The organism is Limnohabitans sp., assembly GCF_031539105.1.
Taxonomy (GTDB): Bacteria; Pseudomonadota; Gammaproteobacteria; order Burkholderiales; family Burkholderiaceae_C; genus Limnohabitans.
In genome coordinates this window covers 59,163-74,380 of record NZ_JAVKLM010000017.1, presented here as the reverse complement: position 1 = coordinate 74,380, position 15,218 = coordinate 59,163, and the positions used below count along the sequence as shown (strand labels likewise).

Below are 15,218 nucleotides of genomic sequence, written 5' to 3'. Positions count from 1 at the left end.
GAAGCCTTGCTCTGTCTTGGTTTGGGATAAACAGGACAAAAATGGCTCACATCAAAACTTTCGCTTCAACATCACTTGGATGCCTTTGTCAGATCGCACAGTCAAACGCCCTACCACCTGCGGCTCAAACCCCGGCACGGCCATCACGTCGTAGTTCTTCATCACTGCACTCAAAATTAACTCGGCTTCTTGCATAGCGAACCCCGCGCCTATGCAGGCACGAGCACCTAATCCAAAAGGCAAATAAGTACCACGCACAGGGGCACGGTCTTTATCCAAAAACCGCGCAGGCTTAAACACATCGGGCTCACGCCACCAACGTCGGTGTCGGTGCAGCAACCATGGAAACACCAGCAGCGCGTCCCCCTTACGTACTTTTGCACCGCGAATCTCTTGGTCTTGCGTGGCCTCGCGGGGAAAGTAACCAACGGGTGGGTACAGCCGCAATACCTCTCGAAACATCGCTGGCAAAGCAGATAAGCGACGCAAGTCAGCAAAAGCTAATTCACCCGTCGGCGCAACCTCTAGTAGTTCTTCTTGCAATTGACTTTGCAACTCAGGAGCTTCGCCCAACACATAGAAACACCAACTCAATGAACTTGCTGATGTTTCGTGTCCTGCTAAAAACAGCATGCACACCTGGTCCAACACCTCTTTCTCGGTCAACACAGATCCATCCTCTGGATCTATTGCAGTGCGCAACCCCGACAAAATATCAGCCCCGTTTTGCTCATCGACCATTGATAAAAACTCAAAACGCGCCCTGACCTTCGCGCCTAAAAATTCTCTGATCACATTGGCGTATTGACGCCGCCGATAGTCATACAAAAACACAGGCAAACGCAGTAGCCTACACACCATCACCTTTTGCGCAAACTCTTGGTAGCGGGTGAAAGCAGCAAATAGGCTGGTAGCTTCATCTTCACCCAACGGCGCTGAAAAAATGGTGCGATACACAATGTCTGCCGTCACATGCGTCATAGCGGCATCAACATCTAGGGGCTTACCGAGGTCATGCTGCTCAAAACGCCCCAACATATCTGCGCACGCCTGCTGCATGAGTGGGAACACCAAACTCAAACGAGCATGGCCAAAAGCCTGGTCCAGCATGCGCCTCTGTTGCCCCCACAATTTGCCATTAGTAGTGAACGGGCTAGAACCGATCAACGGCTCTAAGGACTCGTGCATCAAACGGTGCTTTGGGTAGTTAGCTGGCTCTTTCACCAAAATGCGCTCGACCCACTTGGGGTCGTTGATGATGAACACACGCATGGCTGGCAGCCAAAAATGGCCTAGCAACATCTCGTAGCTTTTGTGGCTGAGTGCGTCTATCCACGAATATGCGACACGCCAAAAACCAAAAATACCAATCTTGCTTTTTTTCAGCGGCATCGGTACAGGCGGTGTCAGCTTAGTCATCCACGCGCCCTACGTAATGCTCAAACCAATTTGGGCCATACAGCACATCAAACAAATTAAAGTTACCTGCCAACTCTGGCGCACGCAAATACAAAAAATGCGCGTCTAGTTTGTTTTTCCGAATCAAGGCCCAACTTTGAGGGGGGTACATCTTGAAAAAACTGGCACTGTGCAGCACAGGCATCGGGGCCTTGCTGTGGTCCACATCTGTTTTAACCAAGGGGTGCGCGCGGTAAAAACACAGTGGGTCTATCTTGGCCGTGATGTCCCACCACAGCAAATGTGTATGGAAGCTCAAGCGCTGTAAAGCTTCTTTGAACAACTGGGCTTTGGGCCTTGGCACCATAGCAATGAACGGGTAGCACTGCCCCAAGGTCAACACTTTGGTTTTTCGCCCGTGCTGCAACGCCTGCCAGCGTGGGTCTTGCAGCAAAGCATCTATAGCGCCCACCATCATCAATGTGCCGATGCTGTGGCCCACCAACAGCACCTCATCTACAGGGTCTTCTTGTTGGCGCTGTATCACGTGCTCTACCCATTGCTGTCTACGTTGTTCTGAACCATCTATACCAGTGCGCCCCATGCGAATAACGTACGTAAATATGCGAAGCAACCAAAACAAGCCCCTAAGCTCGCCATACACACCCAGTGCCACCACCAACCCAGCGCCCGAGAGACAAGCAAACACTTGCCACGCCCATTGCAGCCATTGGGGGCCAAGCATCAGCGTGCTTAGTGACAGTAAAAAAATAGAAAGCAAAACACCTAACAACAACGAACCCAGCAAATATGCACCCGGCAAAATGCCAGTCACATAAACACCCTCAAAAATTTGCTTAACCCGCGACAAGTCCACATCAAAAATAATGCCGCGATACGCCAGCCAAAACTCCTTGGCTAGAGCCCAAGGGCTTTTGCTCCAATGGTTGCGGATGATGTCGTCCCAACTCATAAACACATGCTGGGTTTCAACTGACTTTGAGTCTTTGCCGCCGCCTTGCCAAGCCACCACCCAATGGTTAAACAGCTTACCCATGCGCCTGCGACGCCCAACACTCAAGGTGCCGCCCTGCACTTGCGGCTTGGCCGCTTCTTCTTCACACAAGCGGTGGTAATAGGCAGCACCGCGTGGGTCAAAACCGCTGAAGTAATGCACGCGTCTACGTAATACAAAGCCTCCTGTCACAAACGCCCAGTCCAACTGTCAAACAACACTTTGGCCTTACGTAACTGTCGGCGCACAAAACCCACACGCAGCTTATGCAAACCACCATTAGCCTCAAGCGCCATGCGCTGCTCAACAATGCGATGCAGCACAGCCTCGCAGGTGGTGTAGCCCTTTAAGTCCCAATCCCAATAAATGGGGTAATACAGCAAAGCGCCTGCAACTAGTTCATCCAAGGTCAAACGGCGTTGCCGCCTTTCAAACGCAGTGGCGTTTTCTGCTCGGTCTTCAGTCAGGCCCCAGCCTGCATAAAAAGGCTGGCCATACGTCACCACCTTTTTGCCGCGTAACAGCGCATCAAAGCCTGTGAGCGATGTCATGGTGTGGACCTCATCGCTGGCTTCAATACAACTCACCACCGACACACCCGCCTCAACATGGTCTGCATACTCGCGTACAGCCGCCAAGGCTACACGCCCTTTGCGGTTACCGCTCAGCACATCGGGGTGTGGTTTGTAAACAATAAAGGCATCTGGTCGAGCTTGGCGGACAGCACGGAGCAAATCTAAGTTGGTCCGCACAGAGGTGCAGCCTAGCCGAATAGATGCATCGGTTTCAACCTGCCCAGGGACCAACACCACCAACCGCCCATTGCTAGGCCATTGCACAGTTTGTCGTGGCTCTAAGTTGTATTTGGTAATGCTGTGTTCAACGATGAACGCCCGCACTTGCTGCGCCCGTTGCCTGTCCTCTATCGTGAACTCACGAGTGGCCAGCATGTGTTCTAAATCCGAAGGGCGTGTGGCATCAAAGTAAATGCCGCGCTCGTCTAGCACCAATGAATGAGGACGAATGAGGTCGGAACCCAAACCTACGGAGCGTATGAAGCCGTCTTCTAGATGTAATAGTTTGAATTGTTTGTCGTGCGCTAATGCAATTAATTCAGATGGAGGACTAGCCCCCCAACAAACTAAAGTTTCTCCAAGTTGAGGTGAAAGCTTTTCTAGACCACTTGCATTTGGAGCAAATTGCACCAGATCGCGATGCAAGCCAAGCATGGGCTTTAGGTTAGCCGCCTTCCAGCGCCGAAAACCCACACCCAGCACACGCCCTTGGCGTTGCTCACCGTGCATGCGGTTGGCCATCTCTTTTTGGCATACCAACCAATCGATCACATCCAAAATGCTGCCGCGCTGGTGCGTGACCGGATCGAGGTAACGGGTGTAGTGGATGTAAGCGGCAGCAAACAACTCGCGCACCGAGCGTTGGCGCGTGCGCCGCTCCCAAGCAGGTGAATCTTTGCAACGGTCATCCGTCACGCCCCAACCAGCGTACCAAGGCACCCCAAAGCACACCACGGGTTTGCCCGCCAGCAAGGCCTCAAAACCCATGGTGCTGGTGACCACATACACCTTATCCATCTGGCCGAGCAGGCTCATTGGGTTGACCGCATCGCGCAGCAACACGGTGCGATCATCAGGCTGCACCTGCGTCAAATAGCCGCCCTTGCGGCCTGAAGACACTTCGGGGTGTGTCTTTACAAAAATACTGGCTCTTGGGTTTTCAGCTTTGGCCGCTGCCAACATGGCTGTGAAAGCTTGAGCCGTCGCACCACCCAGCGAAACGCTCATATCACCCAACGTCTGGTCAATTACCAAAACACGCTGTACGAGCATGTCATTGCGAGGAACGAAGCGGCGAAGCAATCCATCCGCCGAATGGTTGTACTTGCTCAAACCTTTTTCCAGCGACACCCCCAGGACCTTATCAACTAGCCCCTCATGGCCCGCCAGCACATCTTGTGAGCTGGCTAGCAACCCCTCCAACGCGCTGGGGCGGGTGCTATCGTAAAAAATGCCAGCTCCGTCCACCACAATGGATAAGGGCGGAAAACGGTCGCCAGTGCCGTAGGAGCGCAGGAAGCCGTCTTCGAACGCCCAATAAGGTAAGTGGTGCCGCTTAGCATAAGCCAGCGCCTCACTGCCAGTGGGGCGGTAGCCCCAACCGGCAATGGCCGACAAGCCATTGCTGACCGATACCCGCGTAACTGACTTAACACGCATTCCCGTCATTTCCGCTAGGAACGGAAGACGCAACATGCCGCTTGACATGACACCGATGGCGGCAATATCGGGCCGTAATTTCATTAGGTGATGTATGTCGCAGATCTGCAGCAAACCAACCATCGGTTCTGCTGTGTCCTTCACCACCAACGCATTGATCTTGCAGGGCCGAATTAGGTCTTCTGCCTCAGCAAAGCTAATGTCCGATGACAGCGATTTGAGACGGGTTGAAATGATCTGCGCAGCAATGAAGGGCTTGTAATCTTTATCGGAATCGAATGCATGACGCACATCGCTATCTGAGATCAGACCCTGGAATTCCTGCCCTTGCCGCCCATCACTAGCGTTGTGGTGGTGAAGCTTGTTGGAACCAGATTGTTGTTGCAGGCTTCGCGTTTCCAGCCTCCCCGTTCCAGCATGCAAAATGGTATTCACCGTACGGTGAAACTCGTCGTCCAGTTTGCTTATCATCGCTTGTAGGGTTTAAATCTGGATCTCAATCGTTCTCTTGACCAGTTCTAACACGTTGTAATTCATCCAGAATTCATTTAAATTTAAACCAATAATTGGGATATCAAAGCGTATATTCTGGCGCTGCTAAACTTTTGATTCAAATGAACTAGGAGGGTCGCTATTTTCGTAGACTATAAATCTAATTTCCCATTTTGGCTTCTAGGAAATATATAAAAACCATTGCTGACTTTATTTAAAAAGTAAATTAAATAAAGCCCTCTGCAAATAAAAAATCAAGTGCAGCATCGATATTGAAAGCTACATCGCGCGCTGGTCCATCTTTGCAAGAGTCGGTCGGCATGCAGATATTGGCGTACATTGGATGATAGTTCTTTATTGCATCAATTAGTAGAAATCTTGGATTGACATTTTCACCCGATAATATGCAGAACCTTTTTTCATTATTAAGCGTGAAAAGCGAAGAATGAAATGCTGATCCAATAAAACCTACAACTGGATGCCTAGAATTAAATAATGATATTTGATCGTCTAGTGATAAATCCTCAGGATAAGCAATTTTGTAGCCAAATGAAGATAGCTTTGACTCAAGTGCTTCCTCGTTTTTAATTAGCCTGTTTGCGCTATTCAATTTTGACCTTGATAAATAAACTGGGGCGTCGATGCTATTTAAGCCTGTGCTGCTCAAGAGGGAATTTCGGGCTACATGTTCATGAATTGTTTTTTGGACAGGATATATCGTTGATATCTGTTGCAATGATGGTGCAGGGATGTATACCCGTCTTAATAAGGTTGGTTTAGTTGGTGTTATAAATTTTTCCTTCGCGATTCCAGTCAATTCAAGAAATCGCTGAACGAAAGAATAGTTTAATTCGGCATTGGATCTTGGCAATAAAAATATTTTTTTATAGAGGTGTTCATCAAATATGGGCCACATTCTGGAAACGTGGTCCGAGAGAAAATGCCCGTAATGCGCGCCAATCTGTCCGCCATAGAGAATAGGCTCATCAATCACTGTAAGGTCGTTTGGTATCTTGCAGTAGGGTGGAGCTTGAGTTGGAGAGATGCTTTTTATGAATTTCTCGCCCTCAATGTAGTCCCGTCTTGTTTCCTCGATGCGTTGGCCTGATAGATCGTAAAGGCACGAAAAGCCTGGCATAGCAACCAACTCCGATTTTCTCCAAATGGGTGGCCTATCCCAGCACTTCCGAACGTCAAGCTGATTAAATTTGCTAATATTTTTGGGGTGTACACTCATGATCGCTCGCCTTGTTTGAGATCGCTTTGTAGAAAATAATTCATCTTTTTCTTTGCTCGACACGTAGATTAATTTTGTCAAATGGTGAGTCTTTAATTTTTCAAGCAATAAATCCCGCCAAGTTGTTTACAACAGTTCTTTGACAATCTCGTTATTGAATCGTGAGCGTATTATTTTGGCTGGCACTCAGCCGGCAATCGCATAGTATGAAATATCGCAATTGACTTCTGCTTCAGCTGCGATAACCACTCGATTGCCAATGGGTTTTCACATTTGTAAGTTCAGAACAGGTGACGAAAGATACGGACCAGACCGTTGTTCGAGTCCGCGAAGAACTTGCGCGGATTACGACGCAGCTTGTGCAACTTGCGATCGAGTGGACTGGGATCGCTAGCGCCCGTTACAAGCGACTTATCCTTCTGGCTAATGGCGGGGGCAGTTGCCAATCTGGCCTCAGGGAGGGGCGTTGCAGTGGTCATGGCTGGCGTAGGTTGAACCTGGCCCTTTGCCGCCTTGTCTGAGAGCAAAGCAATAGATGCGGGCATCTCGAACACCTGCGCCAAGCGCAATAGACCTGAATCTTGGCAGGACACCATAAATAGTTGTAAAGCCGTGATCAGGAAGTCCTCGAAGCAGCGATATTCGGCCAGCGAGAGCGCGCCCGAAAGGCTGCCCTGCTGCAAGCTGGAGACGACTTCACGAATCTGAGCTGGCGTGAAGTCGTAGGTAAAGCCTTTATTGCCGAAGAACGCATCACCGAACTGGATCGGCTTGAGGCCATGGAAAGCTGCCTCGATCAGGCTCTGGGAATTCAGACCCACAACGGCGTCCGACATTTCAAAAAGCTTGTCGATGGGGTAATGGTCGACGACCTGAACACGCTTTTTTAACACTTCGGGCAACGTAGCAATGTAATTGCAGATGGCGTCGTGGGTTAGCGGTCGGCAAATATTAGTCTTTTTTTCCTCCCACGGATGCGCCTTGAAAACAACATTAAAGCCGCTTGAGACAAGCTCGTGAATGAGCTCCTTATAAATTGCAATGGAGCATAAACCGATGGCGCGATACTCAAGCAGTGAGAAATCATTAACTACCTGACCGAAAATCGTGACGATTTTGGCCGCGTCCGCGAACACAAGCGGTTCGCCAGTATCTGGCTGTTGCACGTTCTTGTTGTTCATGGCTAGCACCTTGTTGAGAGCTTTGATGCGCTCTCGGTCGACCAGATTCTCCTGCTTAACTCCAGCCAGCGACTCGAACACCGTCTTGTGCTTGAGGTTGGTATTGTTTGCAATCGGTTCGTACTTCTCTTCGCAGTAGTAGTCGTTTCCGGTGAAGAAGGTCTCCATCACGATGACCTTAGTGGGCGTGAATCGCAGCAGCTCCATGAGCGTACGCTGATAGATCAGCGAGCCCGAGAAGATGCAGGCGTGTGAGAATTGCTTCTCGTCAGCCAGAGCTTGTGTCCAGAAATCGAGCCAGTCCCAAGCCGCCGCCAGGCCGAGCATAAGCACCTGCTTGTTCTGCTCCATCAGCTGGTCGAAGATGCCCCGGGAGGTATGCGGATAGTGGGTACCATGCCACTCAGGCTGAACTACGACACGAGCCATCACCTCGGCACGAGCGACATTAAAGAGGTTGACTCCTTTAACTTGGTAGTTATACAGCTCGTCGGCTCCCAGCTTGGCCAATAGGCGGGCACGCTCGCGCACTGAAGCCATGGGTTCGTAGTGGCCGTAGACCGTTATCCAGGCACGTCGAGTGTTAATGTTCTTGACCGTCGCGCCCTGCTTCTCCATAAACTTGTAGAAGGATGCGAAGTTTTTGACGTTAATATGCAGGTCGTCGGCCAGCAGGATGTTGAGCTTGCTTTTCATGGCTAGGTCCAGCGTTCTTAGGTTTGAATCTCAAGGGTGTCGAACACCGGCGTCACAACAATGGCGGGAGGGGTTTTCAAATCAAATCCGGCGATTTGACCGTACACAGTCAGGTTCTCTTGGATGGAGTCCCTCCATGTAGGAACCTCTGCGGCCAACGAGCGGCAAGTCGCCTCCAGCGAGGCGTAAGCCTGCGGGCTGGAAGCAAGGCGGTGGATCACATTGGCATCTTCATCAGGATTCAGCTCGAGGAAATAGCCGTTATCTCCGTCGATGATCAAGTCAATCGACATGCCCACACGACTCGTGAGCACCGGGGTACCGGTGGCCAGCGACTCGGGCACGCTGGCCGGGCCACCCTCGTGGCCGCTGCACATGAGCAAGCAGTCGATGGCACCATAGAAGCCCTGAAACACACGATAAGGCAGACGCTCAAACACCTCGACTTCAAAGCCAAGTTGGCGCATGCCGATAAGTACGCTAAGAGACTTATTGATTGAGTATGGCGAAATACGAGCCTTGAAAAAAGGCCATGCGATTGGGTTCATCGATAACAAGTTGCAACTAGAAGCATCAACAACTGCCGCAATGTCGTGAAATGTGAAACAGGCAACATTCTTCAGTGAAAAATTTCTTACTGAAATTTTGAACTCATCCCAATTTGATTGATATGAGATCTCTAGACCCGGCTGTAACTCAAGGCAACCACAACCTAATTTTCTAGATCCTGTTGATGCCCACCACTGCTCAAAAGATAGACCTTCTAAAGCCCCAAAAAGCTCATAGGTCTTGAACGAAGCGTCACTCATAAATATTCCAGTTCGGCACATTTGCTCGTAATGCGGTGAGAGTTTTAAAGCCTCAAACCAAGCCCCCAGGTATCGTTAGACGTACACCATTTGAAATTACAAACAGCACTTAATCTCTATAAAGTACAAGTGTGGCCATTTGATGGTGCAATAGCTATCAAGGACGGAGAGAGCATCGTAGTGATCGACAAGTGGTGTTACCTTGGAATCGCTAATGATCACGATGAGCTTTACAGCCTGGCAGAGGCTGGACAGGCCGAGTTTGATCTAGACATCTACAAGATCGTAAAAAAAGCGATATCTGGATCGCATAAGCAACATGTCATCCAGCTAACAAAGGTGTTTGAAGTTACGCCATGACTGAAAAAATCTCCCTGTTCCCACTATCTCACGGGCTATTTCCAGATGGCATGCTGTCGCTGCAAATCTTCGAAATTCGTTATCTTGATTTGATCAAGCGCTGCCACCAACAACAAATCCCATTTGGTGTCGTTTGGTTAAAAAAAGGCAGTGAGATACAAGTACCAGGCGAGACACCTCTGCTGCACATGCATGGTTGCACTGCACACATCCGAACCTTTGAACAAGTACAAGCCAACTTATTCCGTGTGATTTGCCAAGGTGGGATTCGATTTGAATTGCACGACACACAACCCGGGCCATTTGGTGTCTGGCAAGGTCAAGTCTCATATCTGCCCAACGATCATGAGATTGAACCACCACTGTCCTTGCAACACCATGCGGATAGGCTCGGCAAAGTGATAGCTAGCGCCCAGCAGCAAGGGCAAAGTCACAGACTTCCTATCTTTAAACCCTACCTGCTTGATCAATGTGGATGGGTTGCAAACCGATATGCAGAGGCAATGGACATCAGCACGGAAAAGAAACTTGAACTACTGTGCGAACTTGATCCTCTCGAGAGAATGCAAAAGATTGATTCGCTAATCAAAGACTCGTAATACCCCTCAAGGATGAATAGTTGATGAGCTATTCATAGCAAATAAAAATGTGACTAGTGACAATTAGGTTCGCAGCGCAAGAAACAAATGTCGCCTTGCTAAATCTACTTGGAACTCTTTACCGAAGTAAAAAATGTTGAACACTGCCCTCAAAATCTCCGCACTGCTAACAACAGCTTTCCTGTTCGGTGGCATGCTGTTATTCGCTGGCAGTTTTGCTGCATTTCTATTTAAGGTGATGCCCATTGCGGATGCACGCATTCTGATCAGAAAAGCTTTTCCTTTTTTCTACATATACGTCATTGCAGCATCTACTGCGGCCGCTGTTCTAACAGCCCAACAAGACATCATTAGCTCAGCTGTTTTAGCGGTGATTGCACTGACTACGATTCCAACCAGACAGATCCTGATGCCCGCAATCAACAAAGCAACTGACAGCGATGACTGGGTTCGATTTATGGGACTTCATGGTCTTTCAGTGGTTGTGACGCTTGCTCACATAGTCGCATCAGCCGTAGTGCTTGTTCGCTTATCTAACTAAGCTGTTCCAATTTACAAATCGTGCCTGGACGCATCAAAAAAAAACTCCTGCAAGCGCAACTAGCTCAGCTTGGGGTACCGGCAGATAAGGAGGAAATTTGTCCCCTATGCGAGAGACTTATTCCTCCCCCGCAAAGGGATGCTCATCACTTGGTGCCTAAGTCTTGGGGCGGCTCACAAACAGCAGCGCTTCATCGCATTTGCCACCGCCAAATACATGCTCTCTTCACTGAGGCTGAGCTTGCGAAAAGTCTAAACACCGTTGAAGCATTAAAAAACAACGTGGAGCTGCAGCCATTTATCAAATGGGTTCGCACCAAACCTGATGATTTCTTTGAACGCACGCGTAAAAGTCAAAGACTTAAGAGCAAATAACCCATTGAACGTGATTCATGATCAGATTCATTTTTATGGCACCAGCCATTCCCAACGGTCATGCGTAATCCTAGCTCGACGATGTCCTGACCTGGCTAACTCCAGCCAATCCATCTCGTCAACTTGAGCATTGAGAACAGCAAAATTTATCGTCTGATGCTCACAGCTAAAACTCGATTCAACATCAGAGGGAATCAGCGAACCAGGAGCTGAAGGACTGAGGTAATCAGCGGCAGATCCGGTATGTTGGACCTGACTCCAAAGTTGCTCGACTTGATCGCCGCATTACTTGAGGAGCGGTGTCCTTCTGAGCACCAACACAAGATTCGTGGATTTGCTGAGTTCTTACAAACGGCACAAGCCTCAATCATTCCTGACCCCTACTACGGTGGAGAACAGGGGTTTGAACATGTTTTGGACTTGATTGAAGAAGCATCCGACGGGCTCATGAAAATGGTTAAGCTAATAGACTTGAGTAACGAATGAACACCAAAGACATTCGTACCTTCACTGATCCAGATTTGGCAGGCCCATACGCGGCCATGAACGCGCAGGATGCAGGTTGGTTGCTATGGGCTCAGTACGGATTTCACAGCATCCAGTCTGGCCCTAGTCAGGTCAAAAGCTCAAATTGAACTTGAAGCAAGCTTGTTGACGGCTCACTTCCAGCGCAGATCTAACTTGCGGTGATGCGCTGCGCAATCGCGCAAGTAGAGATTAATGAGGCTTTGGTATGGGATGCCAACTTGTTCCGAAATACCTTTGAAGTAGCCAATTGAATCCTCATCCAAACGAATGGTGATCTGCTTCTTCAGCTGCGCAGCATAAGGATTTTTACGCGCCTTGGTGAAATCGTATTCTTTTCTCATAGTGCACCTCTTATCGGTATTGCTTAGATTCATGTGTGGACGCCTTACGTGCAGAAATGATCCTGATCACATTTCCCTCTTCACGATAGCAATGGCAAACCAGCACAACTTTGAGCGAGCTACTTAAGCCCAGCAGAACAAACCTCTCCTCATCATCGGAATGATCGGGGTCATCAATCAACTTGGCGTTTTCATCAAAGAAAACAGTACGAGCCTCATCGAAAGAAATGCCGTGTTTCTTTTCGTTTGCAGATGCTTTTTTAGCATCCCATTCAAATTTAATACTGCTCATAACTACACTGTAGTTTATTTTTAGGCTGCTTGCAACAGCCTAACTTGCTTAGTATTCGCTAGGAAGCATGATCACCCAGTGCTCTCCGTCCCAGCAGGCAAACAAAGATATGGCGTGCATTGGAAAGTCTGTGTATGGAATCTCTTGACGGGCATGCTCTTTGCCACTGCCATCCTCGTAGATCATCGTTGCCCTGTAGCCATTCACAGTCATGCGCACTTGGACAAACCAGTCCTCAGTGCCAATCTCGCTTAAGTGGCTAGCAATCGCATCCATCATCCAAAAACACTCAGCCTCTTCAGCCAAGTACTTAGTACCGTCAGTAAGCAGGTGCCTGCGACTGATTCGGTAATAGCCAGTTGTTCCAATAAATTGCGTGAGTTGAGTTGAGTCGAATTTTTTCATTGCTGCGTCCTTCTTTGAGTGAATGACTACAGTTTTGTTTCAGACATGCAGATGGACAACCGACATTTGGTAACCCAATAACTTGGACGGGTACCGAGTAAAAATCACCATGGTGTTTTGACAAGTACTCCACCATAATTTTTTGCAGCCCAATCTTTTTAGATCTGTAGGATCCATTCGGGCTGTATCTAAAGAAAGCATTTGCGCAACGCAACAGAGCAATGATGTTGCTGACGCACCTAGCTGGTTTAAGAATTGGCGAAGTCGCCTGCCTACGCTGGAGCGATGTGATGAACTTAGACGGAACAGTAAAGGACGAGATTCGCTTGCTGCCAGACATGACCAAGGGAAGACACGCCCGTACAGTTTTCGTCAACATCAAACTGCGCGAGGAATTACAAACTTACGCAGAGCAATTAAAGTACGTAGATCGCAGCTACCCATTCTTTGCTAGCCAAAAAAGCGTGAAAGCAGGCTTCAGCGCTAATAGCTTGGCGCAGACTTTTGCCCTGCTCTATGAAGGTGCGGGACTAGAGGGAGCAAGCAGCCACAGCGGCCGTAGAACGTTCTTAACAAACCTTGCGAACAAAGGCACCGCGATACACATCTTGAAAACGCTCGCTGGTCATCGCAGCATAAGCACTACCGCTGCGTACCTTTACAGCAGCCCAAGCCAGTTGAAGGCCGCTGTTGAGTTGGTGTAGGTTGTAGGCAAGCAAAAAAAAGCTCACTTATAATGAGCTATTTCTTATTAGTAAATATTTTTAAGTAGCTTCTCTTACTGATTCCAGTAAAACAGCACCAAGTTTCGAGTAGTAGGAATTCACTATTTCGCTTGAGCACAAGTATTTGGCCCGTCGATCTATGCCTTTATAAAAATCCAACACAAGTCCACTATCTCTTAATAACCTCAAAGACCTATGAATTGCGGCGGGAGACCCAAACTGAGCCAAAGTCATAAGATCAGTAGTTTTAAGTGACTGCTCTTGCGAATGATGTATTGAGATGGTTTCCAAAAGCTTGCAGAGCAAGCGTAGGCCACGTCCTTGGGAATTGGGCCAAGCAAAATAGAGGTTAGAGCTATGGGTACCGAGTAAAAATCACCAGCTTGATTTGAAAAGTACTTCACCTAAATTTTTCGCAGCCCAAATATTTACGGGTGCAGGACCCAATTCAGTAACCCTTTAAGGTGTCAAAAAAGCCCTACAACGCGTTTTTCGAAAGGCTCGTAGGGCTAGGTAGCTGAACTCAAATCAAAACAAACGTAGCGTTTAATTTCTTCAACGGAAATTTGGCCCGAGGCTCAAGCACTCAAAAAAAAGTGCGCTGCTCAGTACAGCTTGAAACGCTGCGCGTGGAGATTGATTTGTAGATGATTCACAGTTCGAAAATCTAAGGAAAGACTTCGAAAAATCTATGATGAGTAGTATGGTCTATCTATACTACTTTTGGACGTAAAAAAAGCACTAAGAATCGCTTCTAAGTGCTTGATTTCATTGCGGCAAAAATGGTGGGCGATGCAAGTTTCGAACTTGCGACCCCCACAGTGTGAATACTATGGCGTTTTGCCATATTCTCCATTTAAATCAACAACTTACGTAATTCAAAAAGTCCCAAAGTAGTATGCTTGTAGTATAGTCATATAATTATATACAATTACTTTTTAGGTCGAATTTAGAGCTTATAGAACACCAAGCGTAAAGACTCTTTACGCTTGTGTTTTCATAGACCGACAAATATCCGCATTTGAGGCGCCCAAACGCTCAACATGCGATGGTTCCGCGCCCTATTTTCACAAAATTCTGGGATGGTGCCTATTTTGAGTATCGAACTTATCGATCTAGCGCAGCTCAATCAGATACAAATTTTCTGAATGACTTCCAACTTTTGCTCCAACGTGTATCCGACAGTTCCATAGTAATTGAACTCAGACCCACCGCTTGAGTGTCCCGTAATGCTCTCAGCTAATCGAGTTGGAATATCGTTGCGAGCTTTCATCCTATCTATCAATCCATGTCGGAACATGTGACTCCTAAAGTCCAAATCAGCCAAATACTTGTTCATAGTTGCTGAGCAAGTGTTGCTGCCGTGATAGTGAGCGTATTTAGGAACAAGCCATTCACTGCTCTCCCCCTTTGCAAACTCAACTAGCCTCTGAGCTGCAAACAATGAAATACCGACCAGAGGCACAGCCCGAATACTGCTGTTTGTTTTGCGATTCGACAACTCGTTTCTTCGAACCCAAATATGAGGAATCGGATGATCCAACACACAGTCTTCAACACGGGCATAGACGGGCTCAGATAGACGTAACCCTGTATTGAGTTGAATCAGTCCAACTAATTTGTAAGGTGTGAAACGAATCATCAACCTATGCTTAACTTCAAGCAACAGCTCATCAGTAATGATTCGCATTGGACGACGAATCTCAACGCCTGAAATCTTGAGAGCTCGGAATGGGCTAAATCTATCTATATCAAGGTAGCGAAATGCCACATTGAGCATTGCATTCAGTATGGAGGTCTGTTTTCTAACTGTGACTGGTTTTAGCCCGAGGCCAAGCAAATAATCTCGAAATACACAGGCATGTACGTATCGCAAATCTCTTAGCGGTAGATTACTGGTTAAAAACTACCAGAGCAAAAGGCTAAGTACTTCACCTAAAAAATCCGTAGCTCTAGAAATTAGGTCTGTAGACCCCATTCGGGCGGCAGAT

At 48.1% G+C, this 15,218-nt stretch carries 17 protein-coding genes; 7 read left to right on the top strand and 10 right to left on the bottom strand.

The genetic code is table 11. The annotated features are described in order from the left end of the window. Nucleotides 1–51: 51 nt before the first annotated feature. From RMR24_RS04305 to RMR24_RS04280, 6 genes are all read right to left on the bottom strand, one after another. Nucleotides 52–1,419: a cytochrome P450 gene (locus RMR24_RS04305; protein WP_310613852.1), complete on the bottom strand. Its 1,368-nt coding sequence runs from the start codon at nucleotides 1,417–1,419 to the stop codon at nucleotides 52–54. Next, a complete protein-coding gene (locus tag RMR24_RS04300; protein WP_310613851.1) occupies nucleotides 1,412–2,575 on the bottom strand; it encodes a hypothetical protein in 1,164 nt (387 codons plus the stop codon). The genes RMR24_RS04305 and RMR24_RS04300 overlap by 8 nt, the downstream gene beginning before the upstream one ends. Before the next feature lie 26 nt (nucleotides 2,576–2,601). Next, nucleotides 2,602–4,731, bottom strand: coding sequence for a capsular polysaccharide biosynthesis protein (locus tag RMR24_RS04295; protein WP_310613850.1), 2,130 nt, complete (start codon nucleotides 4,729–4,731; stop codon nucleotides 2,602–2,604). Nucleotides 4,732–5,365: 634 nt separating this feature from the next. After that, the gene (locus RMR24_RS04290) at nucleotides 5,366–6,376 is read right to left on the bottom strand and encodes a glycosyltransferase 61 family protein (RefSeq protein WP_310613849.1); all 1,011 of its coding nucleotides are present in this window, start codon (nucleotides 6,374–6,376) and stop codon (nucleotides 5,366–5,368) included. 281 nt (nucleotides 6,377–6,657) lie between these two features. After that, nucleotides 6,658–8,253, bottom strand: a complete 1,596-nt coding sequence (locus RMR24_RS04285; RefSeq protein ID WP_310613848.1) for a hypothetical protein — start codon at nucleotides 8,251–8,253, stop codon at nucleotides 6,658–6,660. A gap of 17 nt (nucleotides 8,254–8,270) precedes the next feature. After that, the gene (locus RMR24_RS04280; RefSeq protein ID WP_310613847.1) at nucleotides 8,271–9,062 is read right to left on the bottom strand and encodes a glycosyltransferase; all 792 of its coding nucleotides are present in this window, start codon (nucleotides 9,060–9,062) and stop codon (nucleotides 8,271–8,273) included. Nucleotides 9,063–9,152: 90 nt separating this feature from the next. Between RMR24_RS04280 and RMR24_RS04275 the strand changes: the two genes are divergently transcribed. The 6 genes from RMR24_RS04275 (at nucleotide 9,153) to RMR24_RS04250 (ending at nucleotide 11,571) form a co-directional block, all read left to right on the top strand. Beyond that, entirely contained in the window at nucleotides 9,153–9,422 is a 270-nt protein-coding gene (locus tag RMR24_RS04275; RefSeq protein WP_310613846.1) for a hypothetical protein, read from the top strand. Continuing rightward, nucleotides 9,419–10,021 carry an LON peptidase substrate-binding domain-containing protein gene (locus tag RMR24_RS04270; protein ID WP_310613845.1) on the top strand — a complete coding sequence of 201 codons (603 nt, stop codon included), beginning with the start codon at nucleotides 9,419–9,421 and terminating at the stop codon, nucleotides 10,019–10,021. The genes RMR24_RS04275 and RMR24_RS04270 overlap by 4 nt, the downstream gene beginning before the upstream one ends. A gap of 133 nt (nucleotides 10,022–10,154) precedes the next feature. Beyond that, nucleotides 10,155–10,562, top strand: a complete 408-nt coding sequence (locus RMR24_RS04265) for a DUF4149 domain-containing protein (RefSeq protein WP_310613844.1) — start codon at nucleotides 10,155–10,157, stop codon at nucleotides 10,560–10,562. A gap of 20 nt (nucleotides 10,563–10,582) precedes the next feature. Further along, nucleotides 10,583–10,936, top strand: a complete 354-nt coding sequence (locus tag RMR24_RS04260) for an HNH endonuclease (RefSeq protein WP_310613843.1) — start codon at nucleotides 10,583–10,585, stop codon at nucleotides 10,934–10,936. Between the two features lie 243 nt (nucleotides 10,937–11,179). Beyond that, nucleotides 11,180–11,422: a hypothetical protein gene (locus RMR24_RS04255; protein WP_310613842.1), complete on the top strand. Its 243-nt coding sequence runs from the start codon at nucleotides 11,180–11,182 to the stop codon at nucleotides 11,420–11,422. Continuing rightward, nucleotides 11,419–11,571, top strand: a complete 153-nt coding sequence (locus tag RMR24_RS04250) for a hypothetical protein (RefSeq protein WP_310613841.1) — start codon at nucleotides 11,419–11,421, stop codon at nucleotides 11,569–11,571. The genes RMR24_RS04255 and RMR24_RS04250 overlap by 4 nt, the downstream gene beginning before the upstream one ends. 24 nt (nucleotides 11,572–11,595) lie before the next feature. On the opposite strand, the gene RMR24_RS04245 is transcribed toward RMR24_RS04250, so the two are convergent. From RMR24_RS04245 to RMR24_RS04235, 3 genes are read right to left on the bottom strand one after another with little or no spacing between them, the layout of a single operon-like run. Beyond that, the gene (locus tag RMR24_RS04245; RefSeq protein WP_310613840.1) at nucleotides 11,596–11,805 is read right to left on the bottom strand and encodes a BrnA antitoxin family protein; all 210 of its coding nucleotides are present in this window, start codon (nucleotides 11,803–11,805) and stop codon (nucleotides 11,596–11,598) included. Nucleotides 11,806–11,815: 10 nt separating this feature from the next. Further along, nucleotides 11,816–12,097 (bottom strand): BrnT family toxin, encoded by a 282-nt coding sequence (locus RMR24_RS04240; protein ID WP_310613839.1) that lies wholly within the window; start codon nucleotides 12,095–12,097, stop codon nucleotides 11,816–11,818. 48 nt (nucleotides 12,098–12,145) lie between these two features. Beyond that, on the bottom strand, nucleotides 12,146–12,502 hold the full coding sequence (locus tag RMR24_RS04235) for a DUF6876 family protein (RefSeq protein ID WP_310613838.1): 357 nt from the start codon (nucleotides 12,500–12,502) through the stop codon (nucleotides 12,146–12,148). Between the two features lie 182 nt (nucleotides 12,503–12,684). Between RMR24_RS04235 and RMR24_RS04230 the strand changes: the two genes are divergently transcribed. Next, nucleotides 12,685–13,206: a site-specific integrase gene (locus RMR24_RS04230; protein WP_310613899.1), complete on the top strand. Its 522-nt coding sequence runs from the start codon at nucleotides 12,685–12,687 to the stop codon at nucleotides 13,204–13,206. A gap of 1,150 nt (nucleotides 13,207–14,356) precedes the next feature. Here RMR24_RS04230 and RMR24_RS04225 read toward each other — a convergent pair. Then, on the bottom strand, nucleotides 14,357–15,103 hold the full coding sequence (locus RMR24_RS04225) for a tyrosine-type recombinase/integrase (protein ID WP_310613837.1): 747 nt from the start codon (nucleotides 15,101–15,103) through the stop codon (nucleotides 14,357–14,359). Nucleotides 15,104–15,218: the final 115 nt, after the last annotated feature.